We start from the raw sequence: 18,951 nt of genomic DNA on the forward strand, positions 1-18,951 counted from the left end.
CTCCTCCTAAAATTCTACGATGGTCACACCGGCATCGCCTTCGCCAAATTCGCCCAGCCGGAAACTTTTGACATGTTTTTGCTTGCGCAGGTACTGATGGATGCCTTTTCGAAGTGCGCCGGTTCCTTTTCCATGTACGATGCGCACGGAATTTAAATGGGACAGGTAGGCATCATCCAGATATTTATCCAATTCTGCAATGGCCTCATCTACGGTCTTGCCAAGAAGATTGATCTCCGGGCTCACGGAGAGAGATTTGCTCATCTTAATCTTACCGCTATGGGTCTTGCGAAGATTTTTTGGTGTGTAGGCTGGTGCCTCGTCAATGATCTCCAGATCAGAAATGTTGACTTGGGAACGAAGGATTCCCATCTGGACAGACAGATTTCCTCTGGCATCCGGCAGAGAACGTACAGTTCCGGTCAGGTTCATGCTGAGAACGCGGACGGATTCACCCAGTTTGAAATCCGAAGCCTTATATTGTTTCTGTGGCTTTTTCGTTTTCAACTGGTTCTTGGAATCGTTGTCCTTGATCTTCTGGCGCAGACGTTCCCGCTCCCGTTCCATTTCAGCAGAAGAGATTCCTTCTTTGCCGAATTTTCGAAAGTTCTTCATGGTTTCGTCGGCGGTTTCTTTTGCATCCCGCAGGATTGCGGAAGCTTCTTCCCGTGCTTTCCTTAAAATCTCTTCTTTCTGGGATTCCGCCCGATCCTGTTTCTGTTTGGCCTGAGTTTTCAACTGCTGCAGTTCCCGTTTATAGGCGGCAATCTCTTCCTGTTCTTTTTCGATGGTTCGCTTGCTGCGTTCCAGATCGGACAGGAGATCTTCGAAGGAAACATCCTGTTCACTCAGACGTTCTCTGGCATCTTCGATAATATAATTCGGAAGTCCGAGTTTGCCGGAAATGGCAAAGGCATTACTCTTGCCGGGGATGCCCACCAGCAGGCGGTAAGTCGGACTTAACGTCTCTACATTAAATTCGCAGCTTGCATTTTCCACCCCGTCGGTCGTAAGGGCGAACACCTTCAATTCGCTGTAATGGGTGGTTGCCATCGTACGGATGCCCCGAGAATGGAGATGGGATAAAATGGAAATGGCAAGTGCAGCGCCTTCGGTGGGATCGGTTCCGGCACAGAGCTCATCGAACAGAACCAGACATCGTTCGTCGATCTGGTGCAGGAAGGAAACAATGTTGGTCATGTGTGAAGAGAAGGTGGACAGGCTCTGCTCAATACTCTGTTCATCTCCGATATCGGCAAACACGTTGTGAAAGACAGCCAGTTCACTTCGATCGGCAGCAGGAATGTGGAGACCTGCCTGCCCCATTAAAGTGAAAAGCCCCACGGTTTTCAGGCTGACGGTCTTACCTCCGGTATTGGGACCGGTGACGATCAACTGGTCGAACGTATCGCCAAGTGACAGGCTGATGGGAACGACTTTCTTCGGATCCAGCAGAGGATGACGTCCTTCCCGGATGGAAATGCGGCCGGATTCATTAAAGAGGGGCTTGCTTCCACGCATGGAAAGAGCCAGAGAACCGCGGGCGAAGATAAAGTCCAGTTCGGTCAGTGCGCGGTAATCGGTGCGGATCTCGGAAATATATTCTGCAGCCTGTGTACTTAATTTTGCCAGGATCACCTGAATCTCTTCCTGTTCCTTTCCGTATAATTCTTTCAGATCGTTATTCAGTTTGACAACAGCCATGGGTTCGATAAATAAAGTAGAACCGCTAGAGGACTGGTCGTGGATCATTCCGTTGACCTGGCTGCGGTATTCGGCTTTTACCGGAAGACAGTACCGGTCGCCACGCATGGTGATAATGGGATCCTGCAGATAGGTACGCAAAGATCCGTTGACCAGACTGTTCAGAGTGGCGTGGACACGATCATTCATAGAAGCGATGCTGCGTCGGATATGTTTCAGCGTGGGACTGGCATCATCACTGATCTCGTCCTCTCCTAAAATGCAGTGCTCGATCTCTGCATTTAAAGGGAAGACTGGTTCCAATTGATCAAAATACACGTCCAGACAGTCTGAAGCCTCGGCGGTGGTGTCGTGTCGGCCGTAGGCTTTGACGGCACCGGCGGTTTTCAGAACGCCGGAAATCCGAAGCAGTTCGATGATGGAAAGACTTCCCCCGACTTCCAGGCGTTTCATGGAGGCTTCCACGGTTGCGACGTCGCTGAAAGAGATTCGACCCTTCTGGACGATCCGAGTAAATGCAGCCGCGGTCTGTTCCTGGGCTGTCTGAATCTCAGAAAGGTCAGAGGATGGTTTCAGGTTTCGGCACAACAGCTTCCCGCGCTCGGAAGAAGCCTGCTGAACCAGCAGAGTTATGATTTTGGGATATTCCAGTTTTTCCAGTGTTTTTTTATTCATAATATGAAACTCCAATTTATGTGAAATATGCGTTCTGGTTAAATGAACGTAAGATAAAATGCTCTTATTATTTTACCCCATTTGCTGGGGATTGAAAAGGATAATATAATATTGAACAATCGGGGGGAATCGGGTATACTATACAACGAGCACAAAACCGTTGTTTTGGAGCTTGAGCGAAGAATAAAAGGAGCGTCGAAGCCGGGATGAGAGAAGAAGAAAAACCAGAAAAGCAGGTGGAACATACGCCGGACAATGCATCCGAAGAGTCGCAAAAAAAGGAAGAAGAATTTTCTTTCCTGCAGGAGACCATAAAGAAGGATGGGTTTACCAAAGAAAAGTTATTAAGAAAATGTGTGCAGATCGCATTGATCGGACTGGTGTTCGGAGGCTGTGCGAGCCTTGGGTTTTATGCTCTGAAACCGGTGGCAAGTCGCCTGTTTGCGACGAAGACCGATAAAGTGTCTATTCCGGAAGATCAGGAAGAAGATGGAAGGGATGGAGAGTCTGATGTTCAGGTGACAGAGTCGACCGATGGCACAAATGACGGTCAGAGTATCGGATCGGGAGAGAATTCTGCGGATGTGCTGACCGGAGAAAATTATGAAGAACTGATGGATTCGGTCTATGCGATCGCAGAAGAAGCGGAGAAATCCGTCGTCTCCATTTCCACAGATGACGCAGAAATATCAGGTCTGATCGTGGCGAGTAACGGAAAGGAATATCTGATCCTGACGGGCAATGGAGTCTGGGAGCAGGGAGCGTCCTGTAAAGTGACGCTGGCAGATAAGAGTACCTGCCGGGGAACCTGGAAGACCCAGGACAAAATCATTGGGCTTGCCATCCTTGCGGTGGATCGCAGTGAAATCAGCAGTGCATCCAGAAAACAGATCAAGGTGGCGACACTGGCAAACTCCAATCGGATCAGCCAGGGCAGTGCAGCCATTGCGCTTGGAAATATGTTCGGATACAGCAATGGCGTAGGATTTGGCATGATCAGTACCGCAGATCACAAGAAAGAACTGGCGGACAGTGCTTACCAGATTCTGGGGACGGATATTGCGGCAACTCGGGCAGGAACAGGAGTCCTGTTTAATCTGCAGGGCGAAGTGACCGGGATTATTTTACCCAACCTTCTGACTGATGAGGAAAATGCACCGGCCAGCGCTTATGGAATTTCAGATCTGAAACATCTGATTGAGCGGATGTCCAACGAAGAGAGTGAAGGATATCTGGGAATCCACGGAGTGACCGTGGATGAAGGAATTGCAGAGAGCGAAGAAATGCCAATGGGGCTGTATGTCCAACAGATCGATGCGGAATCACCGGCGATGCAGGCAGGAATCCAGAGCGGAGATGTGCTGACCAAGATCGGAAAGATTACCATCACGGGGATTCAGGGGTACCAGAGAGCGCTGCAGAAGTATAAGCAGGGAGATCAGGTGAAACTGACCGGAATGCGGAGAGGAACCGAAGACTACGTGGAGATTGAATATAGTGTAACCGTGGGCAGCCGGGAGTAAAGAAAACAAGCTATAAGTAAAAAGAGAGATGGAAAGAGGAAAAGACATGTTATACATTAAAGATTTGAGAGATGGGGATACCATTCGTACGATTTACCTTTGCAAAGGAAAACGTTCTGCGGAGACAAGGAATGGAAAGCCGTATGACAACCTGATTCTTCAGGATAAAACTGGAACACTGGACGGAAAGGTCTGGGATCCGAATTCACAGGGAATCTGTGATTATTCTGAGAAAGATTTTATCGAAGTATTCGGTGATGTGATTACTTATAATGGAAATCTTCAGCTGAACATCAAGCAGATCCGGATTGCCCAGGAGGGAGAATACAACCCGGCAGATTACATGCCGACCACAGAAAAAAGTGTGGACAGTATGTACAAGGAACTGCTGACTTATGTTGGAAAAATTGACAATGAGTGGCTGCGTCAGGCCGTGGAATATTATTTTGTAAAAGATGAAGGATTTATCAAAAGTTTTCAGGGACATTCGGCAGCAAAGACGGTTCACCATGGCTTTGCCGGCGGACTCCTGGAGCATACCTTAAGTGTGGTGAAATTCTGTGAATACATGGTGGGCGCTTACCCAATCCTTAACAAAGATCTGCTGTATGCTTCGGCAATCTGCCATGATATCGGAAAAACCAGAGAATTATCCAATTTCCCGGACAATGATTATACCGATGAGGGACAGCTGATCGGACATATCGTGATTGGTGTGGAAATGTTAAATGAAGCTATTCGTAGCATTCCGGATTTCCCGGAGCGTCTTGCAAATGAGTGGAAACACTGCATTCTGGCACATCATGGAGAACTGGAATATGGATCTCCGAAGAAACCGGCACTGGCAGAGGCCATGGCGCTGAATCTGGCAGATAATGCAGATGCGAAGATGCAGACACTGACTGAAATCTTTAAGGCAAAAGATACCAAGGACTGGCTGGGATATAATCGCCTGTTCGAAAGTAATTTGAGAAAGACAACGTGCTAGGAGTGAAAGAAGTGCGAGACTAAAAATGCAGGAAAGAATAGAATTTCGGGAAAAAGATAAGACTCAGAATTCAGAAGGGGTAGAATAACGGAGTATGCAGAAAAATCAGATGGTCACAGTGACAATTGAAGATATGGGAGTCGGTGGAGAAGGCATCGGAAAAGTGGATGGCTATACCCTTTTTGTGAAAGATGCGGTAATCGGTGATGTGGCAGAAGTAAAAGTAACGAAAGCCAAAAAGCATTACGGTTATGCGAGACTAATGAAGATTCTGTCTCCTTCTGAGGAACGGATTGAACCGAAATGCAGGTTTGCCAGACGCTGTGGCGGCTGTCAGATCCAGGAAATGTCCTATGAGAGTCAGCTGCGTTTCAAACAGGAAAAAGTGCAGAATAATCTGGAGCGGATCGGCGGATTTTCCAGAGAACGAATCGAGCAGATCAGTGAGCCGATCGTAGGGATGGCGGTTCCGTTTTATTATCGGAACAAAGCACAGTTCCCGATCGGAACAGAGAAAGAAGGCAATCCGGTAGCCGGATTTTATGCAGGAAGAACTCATGATATTATTGCAAATACAGACTGTGCGCTTGGTGTGCCGGAGAATAAAAAGATTCTGGAGATTCTTCTGGATTTTATGAAGAACCATCAGATTCCTGCCTATGATGAAAAAACGGGACAGGGACTGGTACGCCATATCCTGATCCGGTATGGATTCACCACGAAAGAAGTGATGGTCTGTCTGGTGCTGAACCGGGAAAATCGCTCAGGGGCGAAGTATGAACGTGCAGAAATTAATAGGATGCCAGATGTCATTTTGAAGAAAACCGGAGCAAATGGAGACGGAAACGGGAGAAAGAACAATTGCGGTGAGACGGTAGCTCAGTGGCTTCCGTATCAGGAAGAGTTGATTCAAAAATTGCAGAAAATTTCGGGCATGACCAGCATTTGTATCAGTTCCAATACCAGACGGGACAATGTAATCATGGGGGATTCCTATGAGGTTCTCTGGGGACAGCCTTTTATCACAGACTACATCGGAGAAAATCAGTATCAGATTTCTCCGCTTTCCTTTTACCAGGTGAATCCGGTACAGACAGAAAAGCTGTACGGACTTGCACTGGAATATGCGGATCTGAACGGAACAGAGACGGTGTGGGATCTGTATTGTGGAATCGGAACCATTTCCCTGTTTCTGGCGCATCGGGCAAAACAAGTGTATGGCGTGGAGATTGTACCACAGGCTATCGAAGATGCCAAAAGAAATGCAAAGATCAATGCCATAGAAAATGTGGAATTTTATGTGGGAAAGGCAGAAGAAGTTCTGCCGGAGTATTATAAAGATTATGAAAGAGAGCATCCGGGGCAGCAGGCGCATGCAGATGTGATCGTGGTGGATCCCCCGCGGAAGGGCTGCGACAGCACGCTGCTTGAGACGATCGTGAAAATGGAGCCGGATAAGGTGGTCTATGTGAGCTGCGATTCTGCAACACTGGCTCGTGATCTGAAAATGCTCTGTGAGAATGGATATGAACTGAAACGGGTGCGGGCTGTAGATCAGTTCCCGAATACGGTGCATGTTGAGACGGTAGCTCTTTTATCCCAATAAAAACCAGATGACACGATAGAGATCGACTTAGATCTGGATGAGCTGGATGCCACCAGTGCCGAGTTGAAAGCAACCTATCAGGAAATCAAAGATTATGTGCTGAAAGAATTTGGATTGAAAGTTTCAAATTTATATATTTCTCAGGTAAAACGCAAATGTGGAATCGAAGTGGGAGAAAACTATAATCTTCCAAAATCAGAAAATGCAAGAGTTCCGCAATGCCCGAAAGAGAAAGAAGATGCTATCAAGGCTGCCCTGAAATATTTTGCGATGATCTAAGACATCGCTGATTTCAAGGAGGAATAGCACATGAAAAGCACATTTGAAAAAATGGGTGGAATCTACACACTGGGAGCAGACGGAATTTACTATCCGAATCTTGTCAGTACAGATGAAGAACCGCATTATGGGAAATATGGAATGATGCGGAAAACGTATCTGAAAGAGCATCGTCCGGCAATGTATTCACTGTATATGTTGGAAGACAGATTAACAGAACATCTGAATGCTGTGGACGATGAAGCACAGGAGAGGATGGGTATTCTGGTGCGTCAGATGGTGTGGGTTGGAGCTGTAAATAATATCCGGAATGTTGCGGAAGAAATTGTGTTGAAAGAATTGGTGTATATTTAAGGTACATGGAAAGCTCCTTTGGGAGCTTTTCGTTATTTGAAAAGGAATTATATAGAAAATGGATTAAGAAGGTGGTATGATTTGATGAAAGGGGAAGAATTGAAAAGTTGATTCACTTAGTGTTGATGTGAGGAGGTCATTAAATGCAGAGTCCAATCCATGAAGGGTATGAATATCAGGATTATTTTACTGTTTCGATAATCCTACAACTGATGCTTAAGCAGACAGATGCTGAATTAATTATTGATCGTAAGGATTTCAGTGGAGATAAATTTGACGATCTAAAGGTGAAGACACCTAATGGTACTACTGAATTTCAGATTAAGTATTCTGATGATGAAAACACCCATAAACTTACTAAAGATGACTTCGCAAATGGCAATGGACATGATACGGCATTATGCGATCTTTTCGCTTCTTGGAAAACGAGAAAAGAATCTGAAAATGATAATCAGATAAAGTTGTGCCTTGCGTGGAACAGGCCCACTGATGATGATCCGATTGTAGAATTTTTGAAACCTATTCAAGAATAGCCCCTGCCTTTTTCAATTGCTGCATATTCGTTTGATGGCAAGGCGTTTTGGCCGGTAGGAAATCTACTTCCAAAAACGTGGAGAAAGTTTAATGTGGCGATTAAGTCAGGCCTTATCGATAGAGAAAACTTTTTATCATTTTGCAATGAACTTACGATTATTCTGGAAATGCCTAAGGCAAGTCTTGATTTGAAAAATCCTGGTGGCATAGAAAATGTAATTATACAGCAAGTTGAAAAATTGGGCGTAGGAATATATCCAAATGATAATCTAAACTTAGAAGAAGTTATTTATAAGCTTGCTACGGAAGTGAAGCACTCCAGAGCGATGGGTAATAGACTTTATACCAATACATTAATGGGGCGCCTTGGATTTATAAGGGATTATGGGAAATTTGATCAAAAATTTCCGGTGGATTCAGCGCATAAGGTTATGCTTGACGATGAGATTGAACGGCTGCACGGAGCAATTCGTGATTCAAAACGTGTCATTATTACTGGTAATCCTGGATCTGGCAAGTCTTGGCTTGTCGATGAATACATAGATAAACTTGAGAACGATGACAGTAAAGTTATTCATTATAATTGCTTCCAGTCATTGCAGGACACAAATAGTCTTGAGAGAATACGTGTAACTTCCTTATATGGCAATCTGGTTTCACAGATTGTGGAACAATGCCCAGAATTAGTTGAGCATAAGAATACAACCTTTGGTGCTGATAAAGCAGAGCTTGAAAATCTGCTTCGACTTATTGGAGAGGAATTCTATTTAGTAGTAGATGGTCTAGATCATATCTCCAGAGAATATGATCTACATAAAGATCTTATTTCACGTTCAGAAACTGAAATCATTTCGGAACTGTTGGAAATTCATTTTCCTGATAACTGCTATGTCATAATAGCATCGCAGCCAATAGACGAACTGGATGAATTCAAAGCCAATAGCTACCGTGTATTTGAAATTGAGTCATGGGGTATTAAGCAAGTGAAATCCTTGATGGCGACTTTTCAGATTACTGATGATACTATCAAAGATGATGATGGTTCATCAATAAGTGAATATCTACTTAAGAAATCTCAGGGAAATGCGCTGTACCTCAGTTATATCTTGCGTCAGTTACGAAACTCGAATGTAAATAAAGAATTAATTGACGGAATACCCGATTACGATATCAGTCTATCTGAGTATTATTCCTATTTATATAAAAAGGTTCATAACAATCGCACAGTGAATGCACTTTGTGGGGCAGATTTCTATCTTAGTCTAGATGATTTAATGGAGATTACTGGAGATGGAGAGTTTGTAGAGCAAGATATATCGATGCTTTATCCATTATTGGCGGAAAACGTGTTAAGCGGTGGTTTTTCAATATATCATGAAAGTTTCCGCCGTTTTGTATTGTCCTCATTAAAAAATAAAAAGGTTGATATAGAGAGAAATGTTTATGGTATTCTTGCTGATTGGTTACAGGAGAAACCGTTTTTTAAATTTGACAAGTCGTTTTATTATCTTTCGGAACTATTGTATAAGATCAAGAGAGATGCTGAAAATATTGCTTTGATTGAGAAAGAATTTGTTCTTAATGCAGTCGCAGAGGGCTATTCTCGAAAACGCATAAGAATGAATCTGAATTGTATTATTCGAAGTGCGGCTAGAATCAGAAATTTAGTTGCGTTGGTAACAGCTGGTGAATTATTGGCAATGCTCGATGATATGAACGAATTCGAAAGTACTGGGGAAGAATATTTTCAGGCAATCTGTGATATTAAGGGTGCTTCTAAACTAAATCAGTTAATGCAGATTGATGGAAAACCAACCTTTGATATGAATACAGGCCAAATTGCGTGTTATATTTCTTCGAAAGCTGGTATTACACCTTGGTGGGAGCTGTATTTAGATACAGAGGCTAAACAGTACAAGATTGAGGAGCTTAAATACTATTATAGATATTATCTTGATGAACAGGGAGTGGTGCTAGAGTTAGTATTATTCCTAAGCTTATGGGGGCAATAGAAAAAGAAAAGGTTTCAATAAGAAATCAATGTATTGAGATTGCGTATGATGAGCTACAGGACTATGTGTCTTCATATACAGGAAGTACATATAACCAAGACAAGTTCTGTTTTTGGACAAATATATTTTCATATCATTTATACTTTACGTCCCTCTAATACTTTCGTTATGTAGTATAAATGGTTTGTCCCAAGTCACTTATAGACAGTTACTTTGTTTATTCGCTAAAGGTTTGAAATCACAGGGTTTGAGGAATTTTTTAAATTAAATAATATGTGTTTTTATGTTCCCTGAGTTATGTTGGGGAACATTTTTTTAGTGTGGGAGGTATGCATATGCATTCAAGTGCTTTTATACTGTCAATCTTGTATAAATCCTACTCATTTCCCTGTAAGGTTATAAAATATTTGAAAATATTATTAGATTAATATATTGGCACGATTTTTTGCTAGATTAATAATAAAAAGACTTTTAGACAGAAAGGTGGTGATTTTATGAGAAAGTATATTATAGCTTCCCATGGAGGATTAGCAACAGGAATAAAAAGTGCTGTAGAAATGATAATAGGAACTTGTGGAAATATAGAATGCTATGATTTAAATACCTATTCAACTCCTCAAAAAATATATGATGCTATATTAGCAGAAATAGAGAAAAATGAATCCTATGAATATATAATCTTTGCTGATATTCCTGGTGGAAGTGTATATAATCAATTAATGCATTTATGTAAATTTAATAGTGTTTATTTAGTTGGTGGGGTTAATTTAGGCATGGCGCTTGAGGTTATCATCAATGAAGAAGAGGAAAATACAAAGAACTTAATATTGGACGCTATTAATGAAGCTGTTAATAGCATTGTCTTAATTGATAATGAGTTTATGAAAGAAAAAAGAAATAACGATAAGGAGGAAACTTTATGGTAACAATGCTGAGAGTAGACGATCGCTTGCTCCATGGACAGGTTGCTTTTTCTTGGATAAATCAAACTAATCCAGATGCAATTCTTATTGCGAATGATGGCGTAATAAATGATGAAATAACAAAATTGGCAATAAAGATGGCAAAGCCAGCAGGCGTTAAAATGGCTATTAAATCTTTAAAAGATGGCATAGATTTAATTAATAATCCAAAAACAAACAATATGAAAATTTTTGTAGTAGTTAAGAATACTGATGATGCATTAAAAGTAGTCCAAGAGATTGAAGGGATTAAGATGCTAAATATAGGTGGCGCGAGTAATAAAAAGGAAGGAGGAAAAATGATTTTAAAGGGAATATATATGACAGCCAAAGATATTGAAAATATTAGAAAGTTAATTCCATTGGTCGAAACAATTGATACTCGCGTTGTACCGTCAGATTCATGTAAAAATATAGAAGAATTTATTTAGAAGGAGAGAGAAAAATGGTTAATGCTTTATTAGTAACTTTAATTCTAATTGTATGTAATTTTATTAACTATTGGTTTGGGTATACTTTTACCACCCAGCCAATTATTGTAGCACCTTTGGTTGGATTAGTATTAGGAGATATGCAAGCAGGTATTATTTGTGGTGCTACTTATGAGCTCATTTTCTTAGGTGCAGTAAATATAGGGGGAATCGTACCTTCAGATGCTACAAGTGGAGCGGCTATTGGTACTTCATTTACTATACTTACAGGTATGACTGCTGATACTTCTCTTGCGCTGGCAATACCTGCTGGACTTTTATGTGGACAGTTTATGATGCTGATATTCACTTTAAGGAGCTTTTTTAATCCATCTATAGATAAGCTTGTTGAAAAGGCCGATGCTAAAGGAATAGATATTATGGCTTTTGCTCAAACAATTATATTCTGTATTCTTGTGTCACTTCCTACCTTTTTTGCAGTAAGCTTTGGAGCTAGTGCAGTAGAAGCTGTTGTTAACTCATTGCCAGCAGTAATAACTGAAGGCTTAACTGTAGCCTCTGGATTACTGGCAGCTGTAGGATTCGGATTATTGTTAAAGGTTATATGGTCTAAAAAATTAGCTGTATTTTTCTTTGTTGGATATTTTTTAGCAGCATATCTAGAGGTTCCAATAATGGGTGTTGCTATGGCAGGAATATTATATTGTATAATAGATTTTTCAGTTAGTGGTAGAAATAAGCTGTCAACAGCTGTAAACAATAGTAGTGAGGAGGATTTATTTGATGAGTAAGAAGGATTCATTATTTCATTTAGAGCCAGAAGATAAGAAAATGATTAATTCCGTTACTTGGAGAACTATGATAGGTAGCGGTCCCTACCAATATGAAAAAATGCAGGGCTTAACCTTCTTGTACGCAATGGTTCCTGTAATTGAAAGGTATTATAAGAAAAAGGAAGATAAGGTAGAAGCATATAAGCGTCACTGGGAAATATGGAATACCACTCCTCAAATGGCTGGTTTAGCAACTGGGCTTGCCGCATCTATGGAAAAACAGGCGTCAGAAGATCCTAATTATGACACAAAATCTATTAATGCTGTTAAGGCAAGCTTAATGGGACCTCTTGCTAGTATAGGAGACTCTGTATTCTGGGGTACACTAAAGATTATTGCTACAGGGATAGGAGTTTCCTTTGCTGCAGCAGGAAGTATTTTAGGACCAATTCTATATTTTCTGATTTATAATATACCAGCTACATTTGTAAGGCATATTTTACCAGTAATTGGATTTAAATCAGGTGAAAACTTTTTAAAGAAAGCTAGTGAAAATGGTACAATTCCATTATTGACTCAGTATGCTAGTATGATTGGTTTAATGACTATAGGAGCAATGGCATGTACTATGGTAAGTATATCAATTCCATTTACATATAATGTAAAAGATGTTTCCTTTACAGTACAATCAATAATTGATAGTATTGCACCTGCTATATTACCTACGGGACTTACATTATTATGTATGAATATATTAAAGAAAGGGAAAGTTGCCCCTGCTGTATTAATTATAATATTAGTTATTGCATCTATTATATTGCATTGTTTCGGGATTTTATAACATCCAGTAATAATAAAATTTAACTTTAGGAGGAGAAAATATGAACATTGATAGGAAAAAGGCATTGTTAGATCAAATGAGAGGTGGATTAATTGTATCCTGTCAGACTCAGCCAGGTGATGTAATCCACGATGGTACAAATACAGTTGTACTTATGGCTAAAGCTGCAGAATGGGCAGGAGCTGTTGGCATTCGTTCTAACAGTCCAGAGCAGGTAAAAGCTATTCATGAGGCTGTTAACCTTCCAATAATAGGCTTACATAAGATTAAGTATGACTGTTTAGACGATGTTATTATGACACCAACTATTGAGCATGCCATAGCACTTTGGGAAGCAGGGGCAAGAATAATTGCCTTAGACTCTACCCAAATGTTAAATCATATAGGCAAACCAAGATGTGATCTAATTCCAATAATTAAAAAAGAGTTGCCAGAAGCAATTATTTTTGCTGATATTGATACCTATGATAATGCTTTACATGCTATAGAACTAGGAGCTGATATAGTTGCTCCAACTATGTGCGGTTATACAAAAGCCACCGAAGGGATTGAACCACCAGATCTTAGAGAATTTGCAAGAATGTGTAGAGATTTCAAGGGAAGAGCGGAAGTAATTATGGAAGGGCACATATATACTCCAGAGGATGCAATGAAAGCCATATATTTAGGTGCACATTCAGTGGTTGTAGGAAGTGCAATAACTCGTCCCCAGCTAATAACAAAACGATTTGTTGATTTATTGGGAGGTCTACAAGATAACTGGCGTGATGCAGAGAAAACATGGACAGGTATAACAACTAATGCTTAATATCGTTTTTTAGAAAAAATACTATATATGTCTATACTATTCCATAGTACTTTCTCGATTCAATATAATAAATTTACAGCTGAGAAAGTACTATGGATAGTTTCAACGTAATTAATGATTTTGAAATTATATATGTGAAAATAATCCAAGGAAGGTGAATAGAATGATAAAGAAAAAGCAGAACCTAAGCGGTAAAAAGACAAATGCAGAAATTGAAGCTAAGATGAAATGTGAAAAGTCTTTAGAAGAACAGCTGGAGATAATGGAGGAATATACTAAGAAGCATCAAGAAACTTTGGGTATGCCTAGAGATTTAAGAGAAATCCAATGTTTAAAAGTTATATATCCAAGACTATTGCGCAAAATAGAAAAAGAAGATTTATTTGCAGGCAGAATGGATTATCTCCCAGTAGGGTTTGGTTGTGTTACTTCTGTAGGTGGGGTAGGACATTATTGTCATTTTTATAATATGGAGAAATTTAGAGATGAATTATCTGATGCTGATATGGTTAATAGAGTAGATAAATTAATAGCTTATTGGGAAGAAGAAGATACAAAAACTAAATTTATGAATAGATATACTGATGGAATAATTAACACTGTTTATTCAAGTGATATAATGTATGACGCTCCAGTAAGCACCGGTGCCCGCTTAAGCGGGATGATGCTTAATTACAATAAGCTTGTGGATAAAGGAATTGTTGGAATAAAGAAGGAAATTATTTCACGTATGGATGATGATTGCGATAATTCATTTTATAAAGCATGTATTGAAACATTAGACTTATTTACAAGCTGTTGTGACTTTTATATAGAAGAACTCAAAGCAGAGTGTACAACCTCCGATGAACCAAGGACTGAACAATTAAATACGATAATAGATAGCCTTTCGGTAATCAGAACGGAACCACCAACAAATTTCCATCAAGCATTGCAGCTTGTATGGATGTATGCACTGTTGGCAGGAGTGATAAACTATGGAAGATTAGATGATATAGTAGGTGAATACTTGCAAAAAGATTTAGATGAGGGCAATATTACCTTTGAGAAGGCTAAAGCTTACGTTAAAAGTATATGGACATTAATTGAAAATAAGAGAACAACGGTAAATGGAAGAGTAATTGTTGGTGGAAGGGGAAGAAAAAATCCAGCTGCAGCAGATACATTTGCAAGAATTGCCTTAGAAGTATGTAATGAGTGTAGGTATGTTGAACCACAATTCACACTTCGACTTTATGAAGATACTCCTCAGGACATTTATGATAAAGCGCTTGAGTGTTTAGCTAGTGGTGCTACTTATCCGACCTTATATAACGATGAGGTGCATGTGCCAGGATTAATGAATTGCATGAGAATTAATGAAAAAGAAGCTGAGCAATATGCTCCATTTGGATGCGGAGAAATGAATATTGTAGGTATGACAGTAAGTCCTCCAAATTCAATAATTAACTTAACTAAGACTTTAAATATTGTGTTAAATGAAGGTGTAGATCCTTGGGATAATGTAAATAAAGCTGGTCCAATTAAATTGAAGAAGCTAGAAGATATTAACTCTTTTGAAGAGTTCTATGAAGAATATAGAAAATTACATGACTACTATGCAGAAATATGTGTTGATGGACAAATAAATTCATACAAAATAATGAATGAAGAAGTGTCATTTCTATTTAATAGTATTTTAATGGATGATTGCTTAGAAAAAGGTAAAGCTCTTCTTGATGGAGGTATAAAATACTTAGGTGGGTGCTGTGAAACCTTTGGAAACATAAATTGCTCTGACTCGATTTATGCTATTAAAAAGCTAGTTTTTGATGATAAAAAATACACGTTAAGAGAAATAAATAATGCTTTGGTTAATGACTTTAAAGGATATGAAAGGCTTCAAAAGGATTTAAAGGATTGCCCTAAGTATGGAAATGATTATAAAGAGGTGGATGAAGTTGCCAATATGGTATACGAAACCTCTGCTAAAACCATTCGTAGATTTGGAATTGAAAAAGGATTAAAGTATTATGGCATTGTTATTATTAATAATCAGGCAAATACTGAATGGGGACTTAAAACCAGTGCTTCTGCTGATGGAAGAAATAATAAGGTTTTTCTTAATCCATCTAATAACCCTCAAGGTGGCGCCGATAAAAATGGTCCTACAGCAATGCTTAATTCTCTTTCAAAATTTGATTCTCGATACCATCTTGGTTCCGTACAGAATATTAAGTTCCAGACTAATTTCTTTAAAGAGAATATGGATAAAATCAAAATGTTGTTTAAAACCTATTTTAAACATGGAGGATGCCAACTAATGGTAACGGTGGTAGATAAACATGCTTTAGAAGACGCTATGATACATCCGGAAAACTACCCTAATCTTATTGTAAGAGTAAGCGGCTTTAGCGCTGTTTTTGTTAACCTTGATAGAAGTGTTCAAGAAGAGTTATTGTCAAGAACTCTTTATGAGGGGGTTTAATATGGATATAATCGGAAGTGTTATGGAGATAGAAAAGTTTGCTATCCACGATGGACCGGGCATAAGAAGCACAATTTTTTTGCAGGGATGTCCACTTCACTGCCCATGGTGTGCTAATCCTGAATCCCAACAAATTAATACTCACTTAATGTATAATAGTAAAAAATGTGTTAAATGCGGGACTTGCGTTAAGAATTGCCCACAAAAGGCAATTACGGTAGAGAATGGTCAGTTAAATTTTGACCGAAAAAAATGCATAACTTGTAAGACCTGCAAGGAAAATTGCCCTGCAGATGCAATTAGTTTTATTGGAGAGAGAAAATCTATTGAAGAGGTTATGGAATCTATACTTAGGGATAAGAATTATTATGAAGAATCCGGCGGAGGAGTGACAATCTCTGGTGGAGAGCCTTTTGTTCAGTTCGATTTTCTTATTAATGTATTGAAGAAATGTAAAGAATATAATATTAATACCGCTATAGAAACAACTGGAGATACCAGTTGGAGTAACATAGAAATGGTTCTACCTTATGTTGATTTATTTCTCTATGATATGAAACATAGTGTCCCGGAAAAAATTATTGAAATTACTGGTGGAAATGGATATAGGATTCAAGAGAATTTAGTTAAACTAGCTAAAGAGGATCCCAATAAAATTATCATTAGAGTTCCTGTTATTCCTGGCTTTAATTACTATGATAATGTCATTAAAGATATTATTAATATGGCGTTGCAATTAAAGATCCCAGAAGTGAATTTACTTCCATATCATAATCTTGGAGCCTCAAAGTATGATCAATTAGGAAAAGAATATACTCTAAAAGATGTAAAAATGATGTCTAAAAGCGAACTTAAGCATTATGAGAATTACGGAGAAGCAGTAGGGGTAATGGTTAAAATTGGAGGATGATAATAAACTGATATTTTACACAATAGAGAAATTGTTTATTACAATTTCTCTATTCTTAGTTTTAGAATTTTTATAAAGGTTGTTGATAAGTATGAAGGATATAAAAGCAATTATTTTTGATTTAGATGGACTAATGTTCGATACAGAAAGAATGAATTTATCGTTAATAAACAAGTTGGGAGCAACATATGGAATTAGAATGTCAGAAGATGATTATACCAAACTTTTAGGACTGGGACCAGAAAGTATGGAATTTATAAATAAAGAATTTCCCTACTTTTCAAGGTTAGGATTTAGCGATGAGAAAAGGACAGAGTATATAAGAGAATATTTTAAAAAGCCTGGGGATGCGAATAAAGAAGGCTTAAGAGAACTGTATGAGTATGCAAGAAAAAGATATAAGATAGCTATTGGAAGTAATTCTGCAATGACTTTTATTAGAAGTATGTTAGATTATTCTGGCTTTTCAATGGATTTTGATTTTATATTAGGAGGGGATATGGGAATTAAGTCAAAGCCGGAACCAGATATTTATCTAACCATTGCAAAAAAGCTAGGAGTAAGACCAGAAAATTGTATTGTTTTAGAGGACTCTAAGACAGGATTAATGGCTGCTAAAAGAGCAAATATGTTGTCTGTATTCATTGAGGATATGGTGCATTATAATAGTGAGATAGAGGAGTACATGCAGTATCAGTGCAAGTCATTGAATGAGGTTATAAATATATTAAGAAGTTTACGATAACTTAATTTAGACTGAGACATAGTTTATATGAGACTCTCACTCTGTGTATTATTCCTTAGGACATTAGTATTACGAGACTATGAAGAAAAGGACCTGTTGACAAACTAGAGAGAAATGGCTTTCTGTATGGTATACTTATTATATCAATTGCAGGAGGTCATTATTTATGATGGGAAAACAAAGCGGACAAATCCAGATGGTAATTCTTGACATAGATTCTATGATCCCAGAAGATCATCTTCTGAGACGGATTAAAAACTGTGTAAATTTTGATTTTATATACGAAAAGGCAGCCCCCTATTATTCCCATGTTGGCAGAAAATCTATCGATCTGCATATTGCGAAGCTAATCGGCCGGGTTTGCGGAGCAAAACGGCCGCATTCCGTTTCTGAACAGCCGATTTATCACCTGTCTGTATAATCCAATCCTTATAATGATGATAGCCATCCGAGGGATGGTGAATATATCATTTTAAGGAGGATAATGTATGCAGTTGGATTACAAGGACATCATTATCAAACACTACGCGCTATCAATGACTGGAAGCGAAATAGCACGTCAGACTGGTTTCAGTAAGTCTGGTGTTAATGACTTCTTGAGAGCATTCAAGAAGTGTGAAGATCTGGAGTATCCATTACCGGCAGGTATTACCAACTATGGTATTGCTCTGAAGGTGTATGGATCTGTACCAGGTTCAGGAGGCCGAAACGAGAACATCGAACTTCCTGATTATGAAGAAGCTGCCATGCTTATGGCAACACGCAAAAACATGACACTCATGTTTCTTTGGAATCGCTACAAGAAAAAGTGTGAAGAAGAAGGTGTCCGCTTCTATCAGTATAGTCAGTATTGCGAACTCTACAACAAGTGGTGCGAAGAGAATTACGAAACTGCCCACTTTGATGCTGTTATCGCGCAAAAAATGGAAGTTGATTTTGCAGGTCAGACCTTCTCTATGACAGATCCTCTTACTGGGGAAATCATGACCATCGTCGTATTTGTAACTATCCTGCCGTGCTCACAGTATATCTATGCAGAAGGAATGCTCTCAACGAGGGAACCACAGTGGATTGAGGTCAACAATCATGCTCTGGATTACTTTGGCGGAGTTCCGGCGTTAGTAGTCTGTGATAATTGCAAACAGGCTGTTGAATATTCCGGATGACTTTCCATCACCTATCCGGTGATATGGAAATCACTTTTAAGATTCGTTTTTGTGTATCCCAAATTATTATTTCTACGTGAATATTGGTAAAGGCTGCTTCGCACCGTAGATACGGCAAGGCCTTAACAAATATTCCCATAGAAATAGACATATAATCAAGCACAAAAAAGTTG

Annotated in this window: 17 protein-coding genes and 1 pseudogene; 17 read left to right on the forward strand and 1 reads right to left on the reverse strand. The window is 39.3% G+C overall.

The features are described 5' to 3' along the window. Positions 1–6: 6 nt before the first annotated feature. Entirely contained in the window at positions 7–2,379 is a 2,373-nt protein-coding gene (locus KGMB01110_RS08860) for an endonuclease MutS2 (RefSeq protein ID WP_117603033.1), read from the reverse strand. A 206-nt stretch (positions 2,380–2,585) separates the two neighbouring features. On the opposite strand from KGMB01110_RS08860, the gene KGMB01110_RS08865 reads away from it, so the two are divergent. From KGMB01110_RS08865 to KGMB01110_RS15155, 17 genes and pseudogenes are all read left to right on the forward strand, one after another. Continuing rightward, positions 2,586–3,902: a S1C family serine protease gene (locus tag KGMB01110_RS08865; RefSeq protein ID WP_119298047.1), complete on the forward strand. Its 1,317-nt coding sequence runs from the start codon at positions 2,586–2,588 to the stop codon at positions 3,900–3,902. A 46-nt stretch (positions 3,903–3,948) separates the two neighbouring features. Further along, complete coding sequence (locus KGMB01110_RS08870) at positions 3,949–4,890, forward strand: 3'-5' exoribonuclease YhaM family protein (RefSeq protein WP_117603055.1); 942 nt, start codon at positions 3,949–3,951, stop codon at positions 4,888–4,890. Between the two features lie 94 nt (positions 4,891–4,984). Then, a pseudogene (rlmD, locus tag KGMB01110_RS08875) lies at positions 4,985–6,493 on the forward strand (23S rRNA (uracil(1939)-C(5))-methyltransferase RlmD); the annotation flags it as partial. Between the two features lie 66 nt (positions 6,494–6,559). After that, positions 6,560–6,775: a hypothetical protein gene (locus KGMB01110_RS08880; RefSeq protein ID WP_119298049.1), complete on the forward strand. Its 216-nt coding sequence runs from the start codon at positions 6,560–6,562 to the stop codon at positions 6,773–6,775. Between the two features lie 30 nt (positions 6,776–6,805). Next, on the forward strand, positions 6,806–7,129 hold the full coding sequence (locus KGMB01110_RS08885; protein ID WP_119298050.1) for a TnpV protein: 324 nt from the start codon (positions 6,806–6,808) through the stop codon (positions 7,127–7,129). 143 nt (positions 7,130–7,272) lie between these two features. Then, positions 7,273–7,662, forward strand: a complete 390-nt coding sequence (locus tag KGMB01110_RS15360) for a hypothetical protein (protein ID WP_243112742.1) — start codon at positions 7,273–7,275, stop codon at positions 7,660–7,662. Positions 7,663–7,755: 93 nt separating this feature from the next. Beyond that, complete coding sequence (locus KGMB01110_RS08890) at positions 7,756–9,675, forward strand: P-loop domain-containing protein (protein ID WP_243112743.1); 1,920 nt, start codon at positions 7,756–7,758, stop codon at positions 9,673–9,675. 494 nt (positions 9,676–10,169) lie between these two features. Next, positions 10,170–10,601 carry a PTS sugar transporter subunit IIA gene (locus KGMB01110_RS08895; protein ID WP_119298051.1) on the forward strand — a complete coding sequence of 144 codons (432 nt, stop codon included), beginning with the start codon at positions 10,170–10,172 and terminating at the stop codon, positions 10,599–10,601. After that, the gene (locus tag KGMB01110_RS08900; protein WP_119298052.1) at positions 10,595–11,068 is read left to right on the forward strand and encodes a PTS sugar transporter subunit IIB; all 474 of its coding nucleotides are present in this window, start codon (positions 10,595–10,597) and stop codon (positions 11,066–11,068) included. Before KGMB01110_RS08895 ends, KGMB01110_RS08900 begins: the two co-directional genes overlap by 7 nt. A gap of 14 nt (positions 11,069–11,082) precedes the next feature. Continuing rightward, on the forward strand, positions 11,083–11,859 hold the full coding sequence (locus KGMB01110_RS08905; RefSeq protein ID WP_119298053.1) for a PTS mannose/fructose/sorbose/N-acetylgalactosamine transporter subunit IIC: 777 nt from the start codon (positions 11,083–11,085) through the stop codon (positions 11,857–11,859). After that, positions 11,852–12,682 carry a PTS system mannose/fructose/sorbose family transporter subunit IID gene (locus KGMB01110_RS08910; RefSeq protein WP_119298054.1) on the forward strand — a complete coding sequence of 277 codons (831 nt, stop codon included), beginning with the start codon at positions 11,852–11,854 and terminating at the stop codon, positions 12,680–12,682. The genes KGMB01110_RS08905 and KGMB01110_RS08910 overlap by 8 nt, the downstream gene beginning before the upstream one ends. A gap of 40 nt (positions 12,683–12,722) precedes the next feature. Next, positions 12,723–13,490, forward strand: a complete 768-nt coding sequence (locus tag KGMB01110_RS08915; protein ID WP_119298055.1) for an N-acetylmannosamine-6-phosphate 2-epimerase — start codon at positions 12,723–12,725, stop codon at positions 13,488–13,490. 163 nt (positions 13,491–13,653) lie between these two features. Further along, positions 13,654–15,957 (forward strand): pyruvate formate lyase family protein, encoded by a 2,304-nt coding sequence (locus KGMB01110_RS08920; protein WP_119298056.1) that lies wholly within the window; start codon positions 13,654–13,656, stop codon positions 15,955–15,957. Between the two features lies 1 nt (position 15,958). After that, positions 15,959–16,867 carry a glycyl-radical enzyme activating protein gene (locus KGMB01110_RS08925; protein ID WP_119298057.1) on the forward strand — a complete coding sequence of 303 codons (909 nt, stop codon included), beginning with the start codon at positions 15,959–15,961 and terminating at the stop codon, positions 16,865–16,867. A gap of 91 nt (positions 16,868–16,958) precedes the next feature. Then, positions 16,959–17,612 carry an HAD family hydrolase gene (locus tag KGMB01110_RS08930; protein WP_119298058.1) on the forward strand — a complete coding sequence of 218 codons (654 nt, stop codon included), beginning with the start codon at positions 16,959–16,961 and terminating at the stop codon, positions 17,610–17,612. A gap of 166 nt (positions 17,613–17,778) precedes the next feature. Continuing rightward, on the forward strand, positions 17,779–18,033 hold the full coding sequence (locus tag KGMB01110_RS08935; RefSeq protein ID WP_119298059.1) for a hypothetical protein: 255 nt from the start codon (positions 17,779–17,781) through the stop codon (positions 18,031–18,033). Between the two features lie 67 nt (positions 18,034–18,100). Beyond that, positions 18,101–18,778, forward strand: coding sequence for a hypothetical protein (locus KGMB01110_RS15155; RefSeq protein ID WP_174714251.1), 678 nt, complete (start codon positions 18,101–18,103; stop codon positions 18,776–18,778). The last annotated feature ends 173 nt before the right edge of the window (positions 18,779–18,951 follow it).

It is taken from the genome of Mediterraneibacter butyricigenes (assembly GCF_003574295.1).
Taxonomy (GTDB): Bacteria; Bacillota; Clostridia; order Lachnospirales; family Lachnospiraceae; genus Mediterraneibacter_A; species Mediterraneibacter_A butyricigenes.

Excerpts from the sequence above, each read along its gene's own strand:
- KGMB01110_RS08930 (WP_119298058.1), top strand. The coding sequence starts at position 16,959 with ATGAAGGATATAAAAGCAATTATTTTTGATTTAGATGGACTAATGTTC.
- KGMB01110_RS08900 (WP_119298052.1), top strand. The coding sequence starts at position 10,595 with ATGGTAACAATGCTGAGAGTAGACGATCGCTTGCTCCATGGACAGGTT.
- KGMB01110_RS08935 (WP_119298059.1), top strand. The coding sequence starts at position 17,779 with ATGATGGGAAAACAAAGCGGACAAATCCAGATGGTAATTCTTGACATA.
- KGMB01110_RS08870 (WP_117603055.1), top strand. The coding sequence starts at position 3,949 with ATGTTATACATTAAAGATTTGAGAGATGGGGATACCATTCGTACGATT.
- KGMB01110_RS08925 (WP_119298057.1), top strand. The coding sequence starts at position 15,959 with ATGGATATAATCGGAAGTGTTATGGAGATAGAAAAGTTTGCTATCCAC.
- KGMB01110_RS08910 (WP_119298054.1), top strand. The coding sequence starts at position 11,852 with ATGAGTAAGAAGGATTCATTATTTCATTTAGAGCCAGAAGATAAGAAA.
- KGMB01110_RS15155 (WP_174714251.1), top strand. The coding sequence starts at position 18,101 with ATGCAGTTGGATTACAAGGACATCATTATCAAACACTACGCGCTATCA.
- KGMB01110_RS08860 (WP_117603033.1), bottom strand. The coding sequence starts at position 2,379 with ATGAATAAAAAAACACTGGAAAAACTGGAATATCCCAAAATCATAACT.
- KGMB01110_RS08895 (WP_119298051.1), top strand. The coding sequence starts at position 10,170 with ATGAGAAAGTATATTATAGCTTCCCATGGAGGATTAGCAACAGGAATA.
- KGMB01110_RS08865 (WP_119298047.1), top strand. The coding sequence starts at position 2,586 with ATGAGAGAAGAAGAAAAACCAGAAAAGCAGGTGGAACATACGCCGGAC.
- KGMB01110_RS08905 (WP_119298053.1), top strand. The coding sequence starts at position 11,083 with ATGGTTAATGCTTTATTAGTAACTTTAATTCTAATTGTATGTAATTTT.
- KGMB01110_RS08915 (WP_119298055.1), top strand. The coding sequence starts at position 12,723 with ATGAACATTGATAGGAAAAAGGCATTGTTAGATCAAATGAGAGGTGGA.
- KGMB01110_RS15360 (WP_243112742.1), top strand. The coding sequence starts at position 7,273 with ATGCAGAGTCCAATCCATGAAGGGTATGAATATCAGGATTATTTTACT.
- KGMB01110_RS08885 (WP_119298050.1), top strand. The coding sequence starts at position 6,806 with ATGAAAAGCACATTTGAAAAAATGGGTGGAATCTACACACTGGGAGCA.
- KGMB01110_RS08920 (WP_119298056.1), top strand. The coding sequence starts at position 13,654 with ATGATAAAGAAAAAGCAGAACCTAAGCGGTAAAAAGACAAATGCAGAA.